Annotated in this window: 14 protein-coding genes and 2 pseudogenes; 9 read left to right on the forward strand and 7 right to left on the reverse strand. The window is 66.9% G+C overall.

Features of this window, described 5'->3' with window-relative positions; translation table 11 throughout:
- Positions 1–70 precede the first annotated feature (70 nt).
- The 3 genes from B141_RS0112025 to B141_RS40260 all read right to left on the reverse strand — a co-directional run bounded on the left by B141_RS0112025 (position 71) and on the right by B141_RS40260 (position 2,311).
- Positions 71–1,429, reverse strand: a complete 1,359-nt coding sequence (locus B141_RS0112025) for an RNA polymerase sigma factor (RefSeq protein WP_020575415.1) — start codon at positions 1,427–1,429, stop codon at positions 71–73.
- The gene (locus tag B141_RS0112030) at positions 1,426–1,788 is read right to left on the reverse strand and encodes a YciI family protein (protein ID WP_020575416.1); all 363 of its coding nucleotides are present in this window, start codon (positions 1,786–1,788) and stop codon (positions 1,426–1,428) included. The genes B141_RS0112025 and B141_RS0112030 overlap by 4 nt, the downstream gene beginning before the upstream one ends.
- 175 nt (positions 1,789–1,963) lie before the next feature.
- On the reverse strand, positions 1,964–2,311 hold the full coding sequence (locus B141_RS40260; RefSeq protein WP_020575417.1) for a hypothetical protein: 348 nt from the start codon (positions 2,309–2,311) through the stop codon (positions 1,964–1,966).
- 241 nt (positions 2,312–2,552) lie between these two features.
- On the opposite strand from B141_RS40260, the gene B141_RS0112040 reads away from it, so the two are divergent.
- From B141_RS0112040 to B141_RS52780, 5 genes and pseudogenes are all read left to right on the forward strand, one after another.
- On the forward strand, positions 2,553–4,484 hold the full coding sequence (locus B141_RS0112040; protein WP_020575418.1) for an NHL repeat-containing protein: 1,932 nt from the start codon (positions 2,553–2,555) through the stop codon (positions 4,482–4,484).
- A gap of 17 nt (positions 4,485–4,501) precedes the next feature.
- Positions 4,502–6,418 (forward strand): hypothetical protein, encoded by a 1,917-nt coding sequence (locus tag B141_RS0112045; RefSeq protein ID WP_237742682.1) that lies wholly within the window; start codon positions 4,502–4,504, stop codon positions 6,416–6,418.
- Positions 6,419–6,456: 38 nt separating this feature from the next.
- Positions 6,457–7,076, forward strand: a pseudogene (locus B141_RS47345) (histidine phosphatase family protein).
- Positions 7,077–7,440: 364 nt separating this feature from the next.
- Complete coding sequence (locus tag B141_RS0112060) at positions 7,441–8,736, forward strand: HNH endonuclease signature motif containing protein (RefSeq protein WP_020575422.1); 1,296 nt, start codon at positions 7,441–7,443, stop codon at positions 8,734–8,736.
- Between the two features lie 217 nt (positions 8,737–8,953).
- A pseudogene (locus B141_RS52780) lies at positions 8,954–9,550 on the forward strand (hypothetical protein); the annotation flags it as partial.
- A gap of 93 nt (positions 9,551–9,643) precedes the next feature.
- On the opposite strand, the gene B141_RS0112070 reads toward B141_RS52780, so the two are convergent.
- A complete protein-coding gene (locus B141_RS0112070; protein ID WP_084678251.1) occupies positions 9,644–10,600 on the reverse strand; it encodes a L,D-transpeptidase family protein in 957 nt (318 codons plus the stop codon).
- A gap of 304 nt (positions 10,601–10,904) precedes the next feature.
- Between B141_RS0112070 and B141_RS0112080 the strand changes: the two genes are divergently transcribed.
- The 4 genes from B141_RS0112080 to B141_RS0112095 all read left to right on the forward strand — a co-directional run bounded on the left by B141_RS0112080 (position 10,905) and on the right by B141_RS0112095 (position 14,983).
- Positions 10,905–12,230 carry an ABC transporter substrate-binding protein gene (locus B141_RS0112080; RefSeq protein ID WP_020575426.1) on the forward strand — a complete coding sequence of 442 codons (1,326 nt, stop codon included), beginning with the start codon at positions 10,905–10,907 and terminating at the stop codon, positions 12,228–12,230.
- Positions 12,231–12,322: 92 nt separating this feature from the next.
- Entirely contained in the window at positions 12,323–13,171 is an 849-nt protein-coding gene (locus B141_RS0112085; RefSeq protein WP_020575427.1) for a carbohydrate ABC transporter permease, read from the forward strand.
- Positions 13,171–14,088, forward strand: a complete 918-nt coding sequence (locus tag B141_RS0112090; RefSeq protein ID WP_020575428.1) for a carbohydrate ABC transporter permease — start codon at positions 13,171–13,173, stop codon at positions 14,086–14,088. The genes B141_RS0112085 and B141_RS0112090 overlap by 1 nt, the downstream gene beginning before the upstream one ends.
- A gap of 106 nt (positions 14,089–14,194) precedes the next feature.
- Entirely contained in the window at positions 14,195–14,983 is a 789-nt protein-coding gene (locus B141_RS0112095; protein WP_020575429.1) for a phytanoyl-CoA dioxygenase family protein, read from the forward strand.
- Positions 14,984–15,034: 51 nt separating this feature from the next.
- On the opposite strand, the gene B141_RS0112100 is transcribed toward B141_RS0112095, so the two are convergent.
- From B141_RS0112100 to B141_RS0112110, 3 genes are read right to left on the reverse strand one after another with little or no spacing between them, the layout of a single operon-like run.
- Positions 15,035–16,258, reverse strand: a complete 1,224-nt coding sequence (locus B141_RS0112100) for an alpha/beta hydrolase family protein (RefSeq protein WP_084678252.1) — start codon at positions 16,256–16,258, stop codon at positions 15,035–15,037.
- Positions 16,258–17,244, reverse strand: coding sequence for an ABC transporter permease subunit (locus B141_RS0112105; protein ID WP_020575431.1), 987 nt, complete (start codon positions 17,242–17,244; stop codon positions 16,258–16,260). The genes B141_RS0112100 and B141_RS0112105 overlap by 1 nt, the downstream gene beginning before the upstream one ends.
- The gene (locus B141_RS0112110) at positions 17,241–17,990 is read right to left on the reverse strand and encodes an ABC transporter ATP-binding protein (protein ID WP_020575432.1); all 750 of its coding nucleotides are present in this window, start codon (positions 17,988–17,990) and stop codon (positions 17,241–17,243) included. Before B141_RS0112110 ends, B141_RS0112105 begins: the two co-directional genes overlap by 4 nt.
- Positions 17,991–18,534 lie beyond the last annotated feature (544 nt).

The raw sequence follows: 18,534 nt of genomic DNA on the forward strand, positions 1-18,534 counted from the left end.
TTTCTCTTCACCTGACGATCGGCGCCGGGCCGGATTCGACATCGGACCCAAAGGATCTTGGTACGCGTCCCTACGGGTGATCGGGCCCGGCGAGGCGTTCGGCGAGCCGCGCGGCCAGGAAGTCCCGCTCGGCGTCGTTCTGCGCCAACTCCAGGGCTTGGCGGTAGGCGAGCGCGGCATCGTTGGTACGGCCGAGTCGCCTCAGCAGGTCTGCCTTGACGGCGGGGAGGTAGTGGTACCCCGCGAGCTGGCCCGCCCGCTCCAGCTCCTCGACCTCGGCCAACGCCCGCATCGGTCCGTGGACCCGCGCCATCGCCACCGTGCGGTTCAACGCGACCACGGGGGAGGGCCAGATCCTCAGGAGTTCGTCGTACAAGGTCAGGATCTGTGGCCAGTCCGTCTGCTCGTACGCCGGCGCCTCCGCGTACAGCGACGCGATCGCCGCCTGCAGGACGTAGCGTCCGGGACGCCCGCCGCGCAGGCCGTCCACGATCAGGTCGTGCGCCTCGGCGATCGCCGCCCGGTCCCATCGCGAGCGGTCCTGCTCCTCCAGCCGCAGCAGCCGGCCCTGCGTATCGACCCGGGTGGCTCGCCGGGCGTCAGTGACCAGCAGCAAGGCGAGGAGTCCCCAGACCTCCCGCTCGTCGGGCATCAGCTCCCGCAGCATCCGGGCCAGGTGGAGCGCCTGGTCCACCAGGTCGGAGCGCACGAGCGCGGCGCCCGACGGCGCGGTGTGTCCGGTCGTGAACAGCAGATGGATCACCCCGAGCACCGCGCTCAGCCGATCCGGGAGTTCCGCGGCGCCCGGCACCCGGTAGGGGATCCGGGCGGCCGTGATCTTCTTCTTCGCCCGGGTCATCCGGGCGGCCATCGTCGGCTCCGACAGCAGGAACGTCCGGGCGATGTCCCTGGTCGAGACCCCGCAGACCAGCCTCAGCGTGAGCGCCATCTGGGCGTCCTGGGCCAAAGCCGGATGGCAGCACAGGAAGATCAGCCGGAGCCGCTCGTCAGGTACGACGTCGTCGCCCGGCTCGCCCAGGGCTGGTTCGCCTGCGGCTGGTTCGCCCGCGGCAGGTTGGTGCGGGGCCGGTTCGCCCGCCATCTCGTTCGCCGCGAACTCCTCTGGCGCGAACTCCTCTGGTTCCATCGCCTCCGACTCCACCAGCAACGGCAGCTTGGACCGGAACACCTGCTCACGCCGTACCGCATCCATGGCCCGGCGCTTCGCGATGGTGGTGAGCCAGGCCACCGGGGTTTTCGGGATGCCGTCGCGGACCCACGACACCAGCGCCGCGGCGTACGCCTCCTGGACACATTCTTCGGCGAGGTCGAGGTCCCGCGCGACGCGCGCCGTCGCGGCGAGCGCGAGGGCCCAGCCACGACGGTGCGCGTCCGCGACGGCCGTCCGGACGTCCGAGGGGTCCGTCATCCCGCGGTGGGCGGCACCCCGACGAAGCCGCTGTCGACGGGACGTACCTCCACGCCGCCGCCCTGCTGGGTGGCGGGGTTGCGGCGGGCGATCTCCATTGCCGCGTCCAGGTCGGGTGCCTCGATCACGTAGAAGCCGGCGACGACTTCCTTCGCGTCGATGAAGGGACCGTCGGTCACCACGTCGCCACGGATCGAGGTGGCCGTGGCGGCGGGTTGCAGCGCGAACGCCGTCAGCATGGTGCCGCCGAACTTCTCCACGGCCTCACCGTGCCGGTCGTGCGCGGCGCGGTCCTCCGGACTCAGGGCCGCGTGGTCGTGGGAGGCGTTCGCGAAGATCAGGATCGCGTACTGGGCCATGGGGATGTCTCCAAATCAGCTTGGCGATTGTCGCCCTACACCCCCATGTCGGACGGCTGGCGCGAATTCGACAGCTGGCGCCGAGATTTCAGCGAAAGATCGTCGGGTCGGCCGTCCTTGGCCATGGTACGAACCCGCCTAATCCGGCCGCCGCCGGAGGCCGCCGTCGGTAACCTCAGGCGCGTGCCCGCCTGACCAACCGGCGACGTACGAAGATCCCAAGCGCGGCGAGGAAACCGCCCACCGCGAGCATCGGGCGTGGATGGGCGCGCGCCGCCGTCAGCGCCCGCGAGCCGGCCTTGCGCAGCCGCGTACCCGTCTTACGGAGCTGATCCGGGGCCTTCGCACCGACCGTTTTTCCTACCTGCGGCGCCTTCTGCTGGACCGCGTGGGCGGCGTCCGTCGTCCTCTGCTGGGCCACGTGTGCCGCGTGCGTCGCCTTCTGCTGCAGCCTCGTGCGCCTTTCCGACGACCGCTCGTGCGCGTGTTGTTTCCGGTTGCCCCTGCTTGTCGAGAGCCTCACGATCTCCTCCCTCGCATCTGTTCCCCTACGCCTACTCTCCCCCTTCGCCGCGAATGCAGGGAAGGAAGGAGCGGAGACGTCGTGACCTCGCGTTCGGAATCGCGAAAGTAATCACCGACTGTCGGAGAGCTCACCAATCGCGAGTTCTTACCTGAGGTCTGGTCAAAACGGTGATCCGGAATTACAGTCCGGACCGAAAGGCCGTCCGCGTCCGTTTCCGCGTTCGCAGGGAGCCCCACCCATGCCAGGCACAGCGATCACCGCGACCGCAGCCCTCGCCACCCTCAGCCTTCTCCTCGCCCTTCCGGCGTACGCGGCGGACCCGGAGCCGTCAGCGACGGTCACCGACCTCGGTCCCGCGTCGTCGGTCACGTCCCTCAATGGCTCAGAGGCGATCGGGGACAAGATCTTCGTCAATACCGGCGGCGTGAGCCCGACCGTCGTCGGGGCGTACGACCCCGGCCAGGAGCGGGTCACCCAGCGCTACACCCTGCCCACCGGGGAGGGCGCGTGGGCGACGACGGCGGTCGGGACGGACCTCTACGTCGGTACGTACGCACCCGGCGACCTCTACAAGGTGGACACGACCAGTACGTCGGTCACCAAGGTCAGCGACGCGCTGCCGGACAACTTCATCTGGGCCCTGGACAGCTCGCCGGACGGGAAGGTCTACGGCGGCACCTATCCGCGTGGCCTGGTCTTCGAGTACGACCCCGCCACTGGCGCCAGACGCAACTACGGCTCCGCGGTGCCGGGCGAACAGTACGTCCGCAGCATCGCCGTCGACGACACCACGATCTACGCCGGCGTTGGGGCGCACGCTCATCTCATCGCGATCGACCGGGCCACAGGGGCGAAGAAGGAGATCCTGCCACCGGAGTTCGCCCACCGTACGTTCGTCGCCACGCTCGCCCTCGAGGACGGCCTCCTCGCGGCAGGGCTCTCCGCGACCGGAACGATGCTGTTGATCGACACCGCCGACCCGACCCGCTACGAGGTGGTCCAGGCGCCGAACGATTCCTATATCACCGCCATCACCATCGACGCGGCGAAGAACGACGTCTACTTCGGCACCCGGCCGTCGGGCACGCTCTACAAGTACGACCGGGACACCGCGACGCTCACCAAGCTGCTGGTGCCGTACGACGGTGCGTACTTCGGCCGGATCTTCCTCGAGGGCAGGAAGTTGCGCGGCATCCTGACGAGCAACGTGCTCACCTACGACCTCGACACGGGGGAGTTCTCCGGCGTCGACATCACCCAGGCGGGGATGCCGCCGGCACCCGAACTGGCGATGGCGATCGCCAGCGACGGACCTCGCGTGTACGTCAGCGGCAAGGCCGGCGTCCAGGTGCACGATCTCGCGTCGGGCACGTCCCAGCGGCGGTTCCTGCCGGGCGAGGCGAAGGTGATGACCCCGGCGCACGGCCAGCTGTGGCTCTCGGTCTACACACTGGCGTATCTGTTCCGGATGCCGCCGGGCGGTGGCGATCCCGTCCGGGTCACCACGCTCGGCAACGATCAGACCCGGCCGTTGGACGCGGCGTACTCACCAAGCGACAAGCTGCTGGCCGTCGGGACGCAGCCGGAGTACGGGCTCTTCGGTGGCGCCCTCGGCCTCTACCGACCGGCCAGCGGCGACCTGGCGGTCTACCGCGACATCATCCACGACCAGTCGGTCCGCTCGGTCGCGATCAAGCAGGGCACCGCGTACCTCGGCGGCAGCGTCTACAACGGCCTGGGCACCACGCCACGGGAGACCGAGGCGAAGCTGGCAGTGTTCGACCTGGCCAGTCGGAAGGTGCGGTACGAGACGGTTCCCGTCCCCGGGGCCAAGGAGATCGTCGACCTCATCGCCACGGGCGACCGCATCTACGGCGTGACCGAGACCGGGTTGATGTTCGAGTACGACCCTTCGCGCCGCACGGTCGTCCGGACACGCCAGGTGGCGAGCGGCCCCAGTGCGCTGGTGCTGGTCGGCGACACCATCTACGGAGTCGACACCAGGCAGGTCTTCAAGCTCAACCGGTCGACTCTCGCGACCACGACGGTGGTCGACAACCTGCGTACAGACAGCTACAGCGGCGCCATGATCGCCGCGGCTCCTGACGGCTCGGCGCTGTATGTGCTGCGCGGGCGAAACCTGATCCGCATCGGACTGGAGGCCAGCTGATGGCGACACCGGAACGAATGGCGTCACGGCGGAGCCTGCTCGCCGCCGCTGGCGCGGGCATGGTCGCGGCGGCCGTACCACACACCGCCCACGCCAACGAGACCCCAGGGGTGACCGTTACCAACCTCGGTCCGGCCGTCCTGGGGGCTCCGATCGTCGGCGCGGCGCTCGCGGGAGACAGCGCCTTCGTGGTCACGCGCGGGCTCGAACCCGCGACGCTCGCGGAGTACGACCTGCTCAGCGGGCGGGTCGTCAACAACTACAACCTGCCGACCGGTCTCGGTGGCTGGGGCGCGGTCGTGGTGCGCGGAGCGGTCTACGCCGGCATGTACTCGGTCGCTGACATCCACCGGCTGGACCGGGCCACAGGACAGGTCGAGCAGGTCGCCCGGCTGGGCACCGAGGAGTTCGCGTTCGACCTGGCCGCCTCGCCGGCCGGGCTGATCTACGCGGGCACCTACCCTCGCGGCAAGGTCTACGAGATCGACCCCGCCACCCGCGGCGTGCGCGATCTCGGCCAGGCGGTGGCGGGTCTGCGGTACGTGCGCTGCGTCGCCGTGGATGACGGCGGCACGGTGTACGCCGGCACCGGCACGTCCGCGCGGCTCGTGACGATCAACCCGGCGACCGGCGCCCGCACCGAGATCCTGCCGGCCGCGTTGCACGGCGAGTCGTTCGTCTATGACCTGGTGGTGGCCGGCGACTACGTCGTCGCGGGCACCGAACCAAACGGCTACCTGGCCATCATCGACCGCCGTGACCCGTCTCGCGCGGTCGTCGTCGCCACCGGCGAACGGACCGTCGACGCGATCGCCATCTCCGGTACGACGGCGTACTTCACCGCCCGGCCCAGCGGCGCGCTCTACTCCTGCCAACTCGACACGGGCGAGCTGACCAAGCTGGCGGTCCCTGTCGCCGGGCAGGAGACGCGCGGTGTCTTCGTCCGGGACGGTGTGGTGCATGGAGCAGCCGGTGCTGGGCTGTGGTGGACCCTCGCCGATGGCGGCGTGACGACCGTTGACCTGGCTGAGGTCGGCTTGCGAACCGGTCCCGAACCACCCCAGTCACTGTCCAGCGTGGACGCCGAACGCGTGCTCGTCGGCGGCAACTTCGGGCTCCAGGTGCACGACCTGGAGCGGCGCACCAGCCGGCGGGCTCCGGTCGACGGCGAGCCGAAGACGATGGCGCCGGTGCGCGGGCGTACGTTCATGGCGGTCTATCCGGGTGCGTTCGTCGAGGCGTACGACCACAAGGCCGGCGTGGTGACCAACCTCGGCGCCGTTGGCGGGGAGTCCAACCGGCCGCGGGCGATGCATCGGGTGTCACGGGATCACCTGCTGCTGATCGGCACCCGCAACGAGTACGGCCGGACCGGTGGTGCGCTCGCGATCGTCGACCCCGAGACCGGACGGATCGAACGCTACGACGACCTTGTCGCCGACCAGGCGATCGGTGCGGTCACGAGCCATCAGGCCATGGCGTACCTCGGCACCGAAACCAGTGTCGACGGTGCGCCGCCGGTCGCCACCGAGGCGCGGCTGGTGGGGTTCGACCTCGCGACGCGCAAGGTCGCCTGGACGTGGGCCGCCGTGCCGGGCGCGACCGCGTACGCCAGCCTCATCCACCATGACGGTCTGCTGTACGCCGTCACCGCGCAAGGTGTCCTTGCCATCGTGGACCCGCGTTCCCGCACGGTCGTCGCGTCGGCTCGGATCCCGGCTGGGCGTCCCGGCTACCTTGGGATTCGCGCCGGTGCGGTGTACGCGATCACCACGGATGCCTTGCTGCGCGTGGATCCTGACGCGAGCATGACGCCGGTGATGTCGGGGCTCGCCGCGGAGTGGTACAACGAGCCGCAACTCGCGGTCGATGAGGAAACCGGCGATGTGTTCACGATCCGTGGACGGGACCTGATCCGCATTCACATCCAGTAGTGAGATCGGGCGCTGCCGGGCTGCGGGAGAATGCGGAAATGGCAGAGATTCGGACGTTGGCAGCCACCCGCCTCATCCTTGTCCGCAATGCATCGGATGCCAAGGATGTGCCACCACGCCTGGTCGATCATGACGATCTCGGCCTGTCCGATGATGGACGCCAGCAGGCGGAGCGGTTGCGGGAGCGGCTCGCAGCCACGGGCGAGTTCGTTGGTGCGTCGCGTCTGTTGACCAGTAACGCGCGACGGGGGATCGAAACCGCGGAGATCATTTCCAGCGCGTTGGGAGGATTGCCTGTCGAGAGCGACTGTGGGTTCTGCGAACCGCACGTGGGGAGAGCGACGGAATCTCGGTCGACGAATGGCTGGCGACCGGGGCGCGTGAACGGTTGGCTGCCTGGTCTCCATACGCGCCGAAGTCCGCCGGTGGTGAATCTGTACGGGTCGCGATCGAACGCGCCGCACGGGCTTTCATCGAAGCGGTGATCGCCACTGCGGGCGGAACGCTCGTAATCGTCACGCACACGATTCCCTTGCGCGCCTGCCTGTGGGCGTTCCTCAGCCTGCCGTTTCATGGGTTGTACGCCTTCCCCGAGTGCACTGCCACCGCCATCACGGAATGGGTCGTCGACGACCGCTACCCGGGACGGGTGAGATGAAGGCACGGCTGGTCCGTTACAACGACCATGCGCACCTGCTTCCCCGCGCGTGGGCCAGCTCCGAGGAAGATTCAGGCCGCTTTCGTGATCATGTTCGTGATCATGAAGGGTTTCGGGACGGATAGCCCTTTCTGGCTTCATGATCATGGAACGCGGGCCCGGCGGTGGGCGGCGCGGTTGGCATCGCGGGGCGTGCGACGGGGGACCGTGATGCTTGCGGTTTTGGGTCGGGGGCACCCTTGTACGGCTCTATTGGCCAAGGGTGCCCCGACCCAGAACGGTGGTCTGGTCGGATGCCGGATGGCCTTGTTTCGTTGGGCTTTCGGGACCGGGTCTTGTCGGTGGTCGCCGCTAGTGTTTGGGTATGGATTCGACCTCGGCGGATGCGGGCCGGCACCGGTTCTGGGTGTTGGTGGAGCGGGCGCGTGCCCGGTTCGCTGAGGAGTCCGGTGCGCTGTTGTGGTCGACTCCTCACGAGGAGCTCATCGACCTGCTCATGAACCTGGAAGCTTTGAAGGCCCAGATCGAGGCTATTCAGCTCCAGGTGATCCGCGAGGCCGACCGCCGCGACCTGGGCCGAACAGTTGGTGCGACCGGCACGGCCGCCTTGTTGTCGTCGCTGCTGCGGATGCGCCCCGAACACGCCCGGGCGGCGGTGCGCCTGGCCAACGATCTGGACACCGCCCTCCCGCTTGTCCAGTTGGCGTTGAACGCCGGGGAGATCAGCGCCGATCACGCGAGGGTGATCGCGAAAGCGATCCGCGATCTACCGAAGGAAGCCGGCCAAGAGACCAGGGCTGAGGCCGAACAGGTGCTCGTCGAACACGCTCGCGTGTTCGACCCGAAAGACCTGGCCGGTCTGGGCAAAGCCGTCTTGAACGCTGTCGACCCGGACCTTGCCGACAAGGTGCTTGCGAAGAAACTCGCCGAAGAAGAAGCCAAGGCTGCCCGGCGGTGTGAGTTGTCGTTGTACGACGCCCCGGACGGCTCGGGCACCCACATCCGCGGGAAGCTCGACCCGATCGCGGCCGACCGATTCCGCACCGCCATCGAGCCACTCTCCAAACCGCTTCCCACCACCGCGGACGGGTTGGACCCCCGAAGCGCGGCCCAGCGTCGAGGCGAAGCGCTCGACGAGCTCGTCCGCCGCTACCTCGACTCCGGAGCCTCCCCGTCGCAGGGTGGGGAGAAACCGCACATCGTTGTGACCATCACCGACGGGAACCTGGTCAACGGCACCGGGTTGGGACGGCTGCTGCGTACCGGCACCTACGTGTCGGCACGCACGGTTCAGGAATGGGCGTGTGATGCCAAAGTCAGCTGGTTCGGCATCCGCGACGGCGAAGTCGCCCTGTCGGACGGGACCCGGTTCTTCACCGGCAGGCTCCGCAAGTTGTTGGAGCTACGGGATCGGGGATGCGCGTTCCCCGGCTGTGACAGGCCACCCGCCTGGTGCCACGGCCACCACATCAAGTCCTGGCTGAACGGCGGACCGACGACGCTGGCCAACGGGGCCCTGCTGTGCGGCTACCACCACAGGCTCATCCACCAAGGCACCTGGCAGATACGGATAGCCGCCGACGGCGCACCCGAATTCACCCCACCCGAATGGATCGACCAGCAACGCAACCCCATCCGCAACCAACGCCTCCGAACCTGACAGACCAGGAGCAGCAAAGCGCCACCAGACCCGACCAGCGCATTCGGGTGTCCGTCGCCGGCGTCGTCCGGCTACTCCGCTCTCCGAAATTCAGGTGAGTTGTGGGTGCGTCCACGGGAGACTTTCGTACATGGAGGAGAGCGCCATTCGACAGGCTTTCATGGAGACCGGCGTCGTTCGTTTGGATGCGGCGTTCACGGAGGACGAAGCGGCCGCGATGCGGAACGCTGTCTGGGGCTACGCTCGCCGCACGACGGGTCTGGATGTCGACGACCCTTCCACGTGGTCGGAGGGTTGGACCGGCATCAGCTGGAAGGGCCTGAAGCGGAATCGCGCGTTCGCCGCGCTGACCGACAATCCTGCCGTTCGTACCTCCCTCGACGCCATCTTCGGCGCCGGTGGCTGGACTCCGCCCAAGCCTGGTGCCCAGATCCTCGTCACGCTTCCCCAGCGAGGGCCATGGGTCCTCCCGGATCTCTGGCACATGGACTGCGGGTTCGCGGAGCCGACCTGGCCGGTCTTCGCCGTCAAGCTGTTCGCGTTCTTCGGGGAGGTCGGCCCGCAAGGCGGTGGCACGATGCTGCTTCCTGGGACACACAGGCTTGTGGAGCGGTACCAGAAAAGGCTTGCGCCCACTCAAACAGGCGGAGGCAAGGACAACTGGCGGCGCTTCATGAGGCACGATCCCTGGCTGGCCGAGCTGCTGCGCGGTGCGAGCCAGCCTGACCGCGGCCGGTCACTCGTCGGGCAGACGGGGGAGATCGACGGCGTGCCGGTGGAAGTCGTCGAACTCACCGGCCGGCCAGGCGACGTCGTCGTCACCCACCTGCACGTCTTCCACTCGGCTTCGCCCAACGCCACGTCGACTCCCCGGCCAGATGCTGGGCAAAGGGATCTCGGCCAGCGGTCAGGACCAGTAGACGATCACCTTGTCACCGACGCGGGCCTCGCCGAAGAGCTGCTCCAACGCGTTCCAGTTACGGATGTTGACGCAGCCGTGGGAGCATCCGGCGTACCCGCGAGCGGCGAAGTCGTCGGAGTAGTGCACGGCCTGGTGGCCGCTGAAGAACATCGCGAACGGCATCCGGGTGTCGTAGAAGTTCGAGTACCCGTTGCGTACCTTCGCGCGGAGCGTGAACGCGCCTTCGCGGGTGGCACTCGACTGGCAGCCAAACCGCGCGTCCATCGTCAACCGCACTTGGCCGTCGACGACCCAGCGGAGGGTACGGGTCGACTTGTCGACGCAGATGGCCCGGCCCGTGGTGCAGCGCGGGTCGAGCGCGCTGGCGCGGTTGGGTTGCGGTGTCGGCTTGGGCGGATACAACTCGGCGCGGGTGGGCGTCCTGGTCTGTGCCCGGACCGCGCGCCAGGTGGCCGCGTCGACGTACCCCAGTGCGGGGAGATCCCGCTTGACCTGGAAGCTTCGGACCGCGGTTCGGGTGGCGGTGCCGAAATAGTTGTCGATCCAGCGGGTCGAGACGAGCCCGAGCTGGGCGAGCCGCGCCTCCAACTCGCGTACGTCACCACCGCGATCGTCGAGGCTCATCAACGCCGCCGGCTTTGGCCGGGCAGTCGCTCTCGGAGTAGGCCGAACCGTGGTGGGTGCCGGTGTCGCCCGCGGGTCGGCGGCCGCCGGTGGCGTTGCCGTAGCACCCGAGGTCGGTGCGGTCGTCGAGGGTACGGCGGACGCGCGCGCGGTCGGCCGGCCGGGCGTCGGCGTCGCGTCAGGTGCGGCGGCATTCGACGCGGCGGAGACAGTCTGCCGCGCGAACGGCGGTATCCCGGTGGCGTAGGCGGCGCCTCCGAGAACGGCGACGCCCAACACGGCGCAGATGAGGGCCGTGGCGATCCGACGACGACGCATGAGATCCGTCCTCCCCGTCAACGTGCTGATGGCAGCCGAGCTGGTGTCGACATGCAAGTGGTGACACCTCTGAAGATGCCGCGGCGAGCGGATTCGTTGCCCCAGCTTCGGTCACACCAAGGTCACGATCGCGTCAAGCTCCGACGGTCTTGATATGACATCCTGCGACGGTCACCTCCGCCGGACTTGGGAAGGCTGCCCGGCCTCGATCGGCCAATCCGTGCCGAGTGGGTTACCGCCGCATCAAATATTATTTAAAGTGGGTCGCCCGTCGTTGGATGCGTCACGTCGCCAGGAGGACCGCATGCCATCTGTCACGGCTCCCAGGTCACGCCTTGCCACCGCGCTGGTGGGAAGCGCGGTCGCTCTGGGTGTCCTCACCGCTCTCGCTGCCTGCGGCTCCGGGCCCTCGAACGAACCCTCCAAGGGCAAGGTCGAGCTCACGATGAGCGTGTGGGGAGGCGATGTCGACAAGAAGGTCTACAACCAGCGACTCCGGTTGGCGGAGAAGGAGTACCCGAATATCAAGGTACGACTCCAACTCTCACCGGGCGGCGAGGAGTACTCCCAGAAGATCTCCACGGCGATCGCCGGCGGCAAGGGGCCGGACATCCTCGAGTTGGCCGAGCACACTCCGGCGTTCGCCAGTAAGAACCAAGTGTTGCCGCTCGACGACTACATCCAGCAGAGCAAGCTCGACCTTGGCAACATGTTCGGCGAGACGGTGCCGAAGATCTTCGCGTACGAAGGCAAGCAGTACGCCATTCCGGACCGGTCTGGTGCGATGGTCCTCTATTACAACAAGAAGATGTTCGACGATGCCGGCGCCGACTATCCGACTGCCGAATGGACGTGGGACGACCTGCTGGCCGCGGCCCAGAAGCTGACCATCCGTGAGAACGGCCAGGTCAAGCAGTGGGGATTCTCCACGATCTCCTGGTGGCCGTACTGGATGACGTTCATGTACCAGAACGGCGGACGGATCCTCGACGACAACAACCGGCCCGTGGTCAACAGCCCGGAGAACGTCGAGGCCATGCAGTGGTACAACGACCTGGCCTGGAAGCACAAGGTCGCGCCGACGCCACGCGACCTGGCCAACTACGGACAGGGTGTGGGGCCCGACCAGCTTTTCGCGCAGGGCAAGCTGGCCATGGAGATCACCGGCTTCTGGAACATCGCCGCCGCCAACACCGTCAAGGGACTCGACTGGGACATCGCTCCGCTGTGGAAGGGCAAGCAGCCGGCGACCAGCGCGTTCTTCAACGGCCTGGCGATCTCTCGTACGTCGAAACACCCGGCGGACGCGTGGAAGGTTGTCGAGTTCCTGTCCAGCGCGGAGGGCCAACGCCCGATCATCGACGAGGCCGAGGACGCCCCGGCCAACCTCGAGGTGCAGCGGAGTGACGCGTTCCTCAAGCCGAAGTGGGCGACGCGTGAAGTCAACATGGGTGCCTTCGCCGAGTCCGCGAGCTTCATCTACGTCCCGCCGTTGACGCCGCAGTGGAACGAGATGATCAAGGTGTTCAGCGACAACATCGAGCCGATGATGAACAACAAGGCCACGCCCGCCAAGTCACTGGAGACCATCCAGCAGCGGCTCGACCAGGTGATGAGTCAGAGCAAGTGACTACTCCACGGCGAAGGTCGATCCAGACCCGACGATCGATCCGGGCCCGGCGTTCGCTCCAGGCCAGGCGCGAGGCCAGGTGGTTTTATCTCATGGTCTCGCCCTGGCTGGTCGGCTTCGTGGTCTTTCTCGCGGGACCCATGATCGCGTCGCTGTATTTCAGCTTCACCGACTACGCCCTGCTGACGCCGCCCGTGTGGACCGGCCTGGACAACTACATCCGGATGTTCACCGCGGACCCGGTGTTCTGGAAGGTCCTTGGCAACACGACCTACTACACGGTCATCTCCGTCGGTGTGTCGACCATCGTGTCGATCGCTCTGGCCGCGTTGCTGAACAAACCACTGGCGGGCATGCGGATCTATCGCACCATCGTCTACCTTCCGGCGTTGGTGCCGCTCGTGGCGAGTGCGATGCTCTTCGCCTGGGTGCTCGCGCCAGACGCCGGCCTGATCAACCGCGCGCTCGGGGTGCTCGGAATCACCGGTCCGGACTGGCTCCGCGAAGAGGCGTGGGTGATTCCGGCCCTCATTCTGCTGTCACTATGGGGAGTAGGTACCGGTGTCGTCCTGCTGCTCGCGAGCATGCGCGGGGTCCCGAAGGAGCTCCTGGAGGCCGCGGTGATCGACGGGGCGAACCCGCGCCAGAGGTTCTTCCAGATCGTCCTTCCGATGCTGTCGCCGGTCATCCTCTTCAATGTGGTGATGGGATTGATCGGATCGTTCCAGGTCTTCGGTCAGGTCTATATCCTCACCGGCGGTGGTCCCAACAATGCCAGCCAGATGCTCGTCCCGTATTTGTTCGAAGAAGGGTTCAAGAACTACCGGATGGGATATGCCTCCGGCCTGTCCTGGGTGCTCTTCGCGGTGATCATGATCTGTACGGCGATCGCGTTCCGTACCTCATCCCGCTGGGTCTTCTACGAGACGGAGGTCCGCTAGTGAGTGCGTCGGTCACGGGCGGTCCCGCCGTCACGGGGCGGCGAAGTGAGCGGGAGACGGTCGCCGTCGGCACCTTCCGTCGCAGGGACGCCGTGTGGTCCTACTCCGTGCTGACAGTGGTGTCGGCGGTGCTCGCGGCGCCGTTCGTCTTCATGGTGTCGATCGCGCTGTCGAGTGATGCCACGGTCCAGAAGGCCGCGTTCACGTTGTTTCCAAAGGAGTTTCATTTCGACAACTTCGTCCGGGTGATGACCTCGGACGCGCAGATGGCCACCTGGATCCTCAACAGCCTGATCATCGTGACCTTCGCCTGTCTTGGCCAGGTGTTCGTCAGCGCGATGGTGGCGTACGCGTTCGCCCGGCTGCGGGCACCCGGAAAGGCCATACTGTTCACCATCCTGCTGAGCACGATGATGGTGCCGGCCGAAGTCACGATCATTCCGCAGTTCGTGTTGTTCCGGGAGTTCGGATGGATCGACACGCTGTTGCCGCTGATCGTGCCGCACCTTTTCGGAGGGGCGTACAACATCTTCCTGATGCGGCAGTTCATCACCCGGATACCCCGCGAATTGGACGAGGCCGCGCAGGTGGACGGGCTCGGCCATTTCGGGGTCTTCGCCCAGATCGTGCTGCCGTTGATGAAACCGGTGCTGGTGGCGGTGGGGGTGTTCAGCTTTTCGTGGGCGTGGGGATGGTTCTTCGGGCCGCTGATTTATCTCAACACCCAGAGCAAGTATCCGCTCGCGCTCGGCGTGCAGTTCCTCTCGGGGACGAGTACGAACGCGCAGACGCCGCCGTACAACCTGGTCATGGTGGGCGCGCTCTTCCTCACGCTGCCCATGGTGATCGTTTACTTCTTCAGCCAGCGCTACATCTACCAGGTCAACCTCGGCACCGGCAGCGCCGGAATCCGCTGAGCCGCCGACCTGAACGTGCCTTGACAAGGGCGCGACTCCGGGACACGTTTCTCACGAGGCGTACGCCGGACCGGCGGCTGTCCAGGCACGGGATGGGGCGAGAAGGATGCTGACTGAGGAACAGGTGAAGCGGTTTCACGCCGATGGGTTCGTCAAGGGCGGCCGGGTGCTCACCGACGACGAGGTGGATGAGCTCCGTGCCGAGATGGTGCGGGTGATCGACGAGCGTGATCGTAAGGACCAACCGCAACCCGTTCACCTCGCGAATCTCGGCACGGACGAGCGTCCGATCTGGCAGATCGTGAACATCTGGCAGGCCAGCGAGCCGTTCGCCAGCCTGACCCGGAATTCCCGAATCACCGAGGAACTCGCCCAGCTCACCGAAGCGAACTCGCTGCGAATGTGGCACGACCAGATTCAGTACAAGCCGGCCGCCCAGGGCGGGCTGCTGCACTGGCATCAGGACGCACCCCTGTGGCCGATCCTGACCCCGATGACCCAGGTGACCGCGTGGGTCGCTCTGGACGACGTGGACGAGAGTAACGGCTGCATGAGCATGGTGCGCGGCTCGCACCTGTGGGGCGACCAGATCGCGTACCTCCACAGCATCGAGGGGGAGCCGGAGCTCCCCGACACCTTCGACGGGCATCCGGTCGAGGTGGTCATGCGGCCGGTGGCCAAGGGTGAGGTGCACTACCACCACTCGCTGACCTGGCACGGCTCGCACGCCAACCTGAGCACCCGGCCGCGGCGGGCCATCGCGCTGCACGTCATGGGTGACGACACGAGGTATGTCGCGAGTGGTGAGCATGTGATGAAGGAGTTCGTGACGGTCGGCGACGGCGAGCCGATGACGGATGAGGCGTTCCCGGTTGTGTGGCAGGGCGCCGTCTGAGGGGTCGGCGACCTTGATCCGGGGCCGGTGGAATGCCGGCCCCCGGATCTCCTACGCGCAGGTCGTGGTGTCGGGCGTACAGAACCTCACCTCCGGATAGCGTGCCGACGGCCCGCGCAACAGGGGCTGCCGCTTGTCACGCAGATGCAGGTCGAAGAAGGCGCGGACGTACCGTCGGGTGATCTCAACGGAGCGGGGCCCGGCCAGTTCGCTACCGAGGTCGACTCCGATCTGCTGAGTGAGCAGGTCATAGTCGGTGAATGACGCGTGCACCGATCCGGCCACCACCAGCCAGCGTTTCCACCCTGTCAGGCGTTTCCAGTCGCGCTCCCACGTGGGATCGAAGCCAGCTGGACCGTGCGCTTCCTGGCCCAGGAACAGAACCGGTCGCGACAGGCCGGGTTCTGGGATCGGTGCGAACATCGTGCCGTCCATGTTGATCCCGGCGCGCACCCGAGAATCCCGCAGCATGGTTTCGGCGACGCTCGCGCCTCCGATTGAGCTACCTGCCATCGCGATCCGGGACGGATCGATCAGGCTGGCGCCCTGCCACTTCGGGTGTGCGCCGGTGAGTTCGTCGAGTACGAAGGAGATATCGGCCGCGCGGCCTTTCACCACCTTCGTACCGAACTCATCGCCGCCCTCACCGGGCACCTCACAAGCCGCGCAGGTGGCGACCCGTCCATCGGGAAAGGTCGTCGCGAAACTCTCGTACGTATGGTCAATGCCGACCACGACGTACCCCCTGCTGGCCAGGTCTTCGGCCAGAGCCGTGAGTGAACTCCTGGGCCAGGTGAAGCCGGGGGAGAGCACCGCCAGGGGCAGGCTGCGTTTTCCTCCTGCTGGTTTCGCGTCGTTGTAGGCGTTGGTCCGCGTCCCGCTCAGCACCTCAGGTGGTACGCCGGTGACCCCTGCTCCTGCCATGAGGAGTTCTGATTCCTTGGGCGTCATATACGGCGCGGGCCGCTCTGCTCGAGATCGCGCCGGATACCACAGGGAGACCATCAACTCCCTCGCCTCCGCCTCGGGCACCCAGGGATCTGGGCGAGAGGTGTCTTTCAGGTGCAGCGAGGTCGTCCCAACGAGGTGGGCTCCGGTTGGCTTCGGCAGGTACGGCGTGGCGGTCGCTGTCCTGTGGGTTTCGACCACAGGACCGGCGGAGGCAGGCGTACCTGCGAGAGTAAGCAACCCTGCCGCGACGACCGTGGCCAATGTGCCGAGACGCCTGCGGCTACGGAATTGGGTGCGCCGGGAATGCTGGCGACCAGGAAGCATCAGATTCTTTCCTTTCTCAAGAGCAACCACGCGCAGAAGCCGGCCAGTGCCGCCGCGAGGGCGAGATAGATCGCCAGCTCGAGCCACTGGATCGTCCAGAAGCGATCAGCTGGTTGATACGACACCAGCTGCTGGTAGCCGAGCTGGTCGAGTTTGTTAACGCACGCCCGCTGTGCCGCCCCCTGCCCGAGACAGTCAGTGACCCACGACGGCGCCGCGACCGGTTGACCGGCGGCATTGACCGTCTGCTGAGCGGTAACCCACGCGCCTGGCTGGTCGAGCGTGAGATGGACACGCTCGCCGTCCCACCTCCTGAGGTTCTCAGCGGTAATCGGCGTGGTCACCTGCTCAGGGGTCACGAGAGCTGGCCGTACCCAGATCGGCATGGCGATCTGGACCGCAAGGAAGACAGCGAGGCTGAGGATCATTGCTGGCAAGGTCCGCCGGACGAGAACCCCCATGGTGACGCCCACGATGAAGGCGAAGGCAGCGTGCCCAAGGGGAGCGACGCCGCGCGCGTCGAAGATCACCGGTGAAAGCCGCGGGAAATAGAAGCCCGCGAGAACGCTGGTGGCATCGGCGGCCGTGTCGATGGGGCTCGCCCACCAGGCCACCGCGAGGCTGAGTATTCCCGCGACGGTCATGGCGGCAAGGCCGGTGAGCCCGAGTTTGATGACCAGCCAGCAGATGCGGGTGACGCTCTGGCTCCACACCAGCCGATGCGTACCGGCGTCCAGTTCGCGGGTGATCAGCGGCGCGCCCCAGAACATGCCGATGATCGCGGGTACGACCATCACGGCCAGGGCACCGATCAGGTAGAGGCTGCTGTTGGCACCGGAGAGCTGGGGCAGAAAGTCGGCGCCGTCGCGGTCGTACTCGTCCCGCAGCTGTGTGCCGGTGATCGCAAGGACCGCGGCGAAAGCGGCGAGCGGGACCACCATCGCCGCCGCCTGGGCGCGAAACTGGCGCCACGTCAACCAGATCATCGAACGGCCTCCGGAGTCGGTCGTACCTCAGTTGCGACGGGTCGACTCAGGTACGCCAGGACGAGGTCCTCCAGACCTTGTTGGTGGGTGGCCAGCAGCGTGTCGATCTCGCCGGCCAGCTGGACGCGGGAGGCGGCCAGCACGATCAGGTAGTCGCAGGCGCGTTCCAGGTCGGACACCAGGTGGGAGGAAAGGATGACGCTGAGCTCGTGCTCGGCGACGGATTCCATCAGGTCCCCCATGAAGTCGCGCCTCGCCAACGGGTCAAGGGCAGCGACCGGCTCATCCAGGATGAGTAGCTGAGGTCGTTTGGCGATGCCCAGAGTGAGGGCGAGTTGGGCACGCTGGCCGCCGGAAAGTTTCCCGGCGCGTTGGGTTTGATCGAGGCCGAGTCGCTTGATCCGGCGTTCGGCCAGGGCGTTGTCCCACCTCGGGTTGAGGCGGGCGCCGAGTTGAAGGTGCTCGGCGACGGTCAGCCCGGGGTAGGTCGGAGTGTCCTGCGCGACGAAGCCGACCCTGGCCAGCTGCGCCGGGCCGCTGGCCGGCCGACCGCCGCACACCTCGATCGTGCCGGAGGTGGGTGTCAGCATGCCCGACGCCAGGTTCAGCAGCGTGGACTTGCCGGCTCCATTGGGTCCGACGAGCGCGACGATCCGCCCGGCCGGAATCTCCAGCGTGCAGTTCGCCAGCGCCCAACGTCGTCGATATCTCTTGCCCAGTTCGTGGGCTCGCACGATAGGTGGCATGGCTTCAGCCTGCGGGCGCCGGCACGGTGCGACCATCGATCGAAAGCACGGTTCAGGCAGGAGAGGGCCGTACTTTCGGCTGGTTCACCTGGGCGTGATGGTTGGCGTGTGAGGTCCGGCAATCTGCGGGTGCGGCAGCTTCGTAATGGCGGGTCGCCTCAGGATCGTGGAGATTCGGGGGTGCTATGACCCCCTGGAGTTTCCACGGTCTTCTGAAGTGCCGCGGGCGTGAGGCGGCTCGGGCCCTCGTTGCGCCGAGTTGTCACCAAGCAAGGCGAATTCAGTGCGCTTCGTGGGGAGATGCCGCGTGAGGTGGCGGCTGTCTCGAATGGCGTACACCCGGTTGTATCGGATAGTGAGAAGCCAGGCTTGTGTCTCACATTTTGTACACCCTTTGGCAGACCTCACGCGGCAAGTCCCCACCTCACTAGGCGAACTTGTCTTGCCTGGTGGGAACATGCCCCGCCTCGTACCGGATAAGGCGTACACAATGTGAGACACCGCCCGCGTCATCTCGACCCGTGAGACAACGGGTCTTCCGCGG

It is taken from the genome of Actinopolymorpha alba DSM 45243 (assembly GCF_000373925.1).
Lineage (GTDB): Bacteria > Actinomycetota > Actinomycetes > Propionibacteriales > Actinopolymorphaceae > Actinopolymorpha > Actinopolymorpha alba.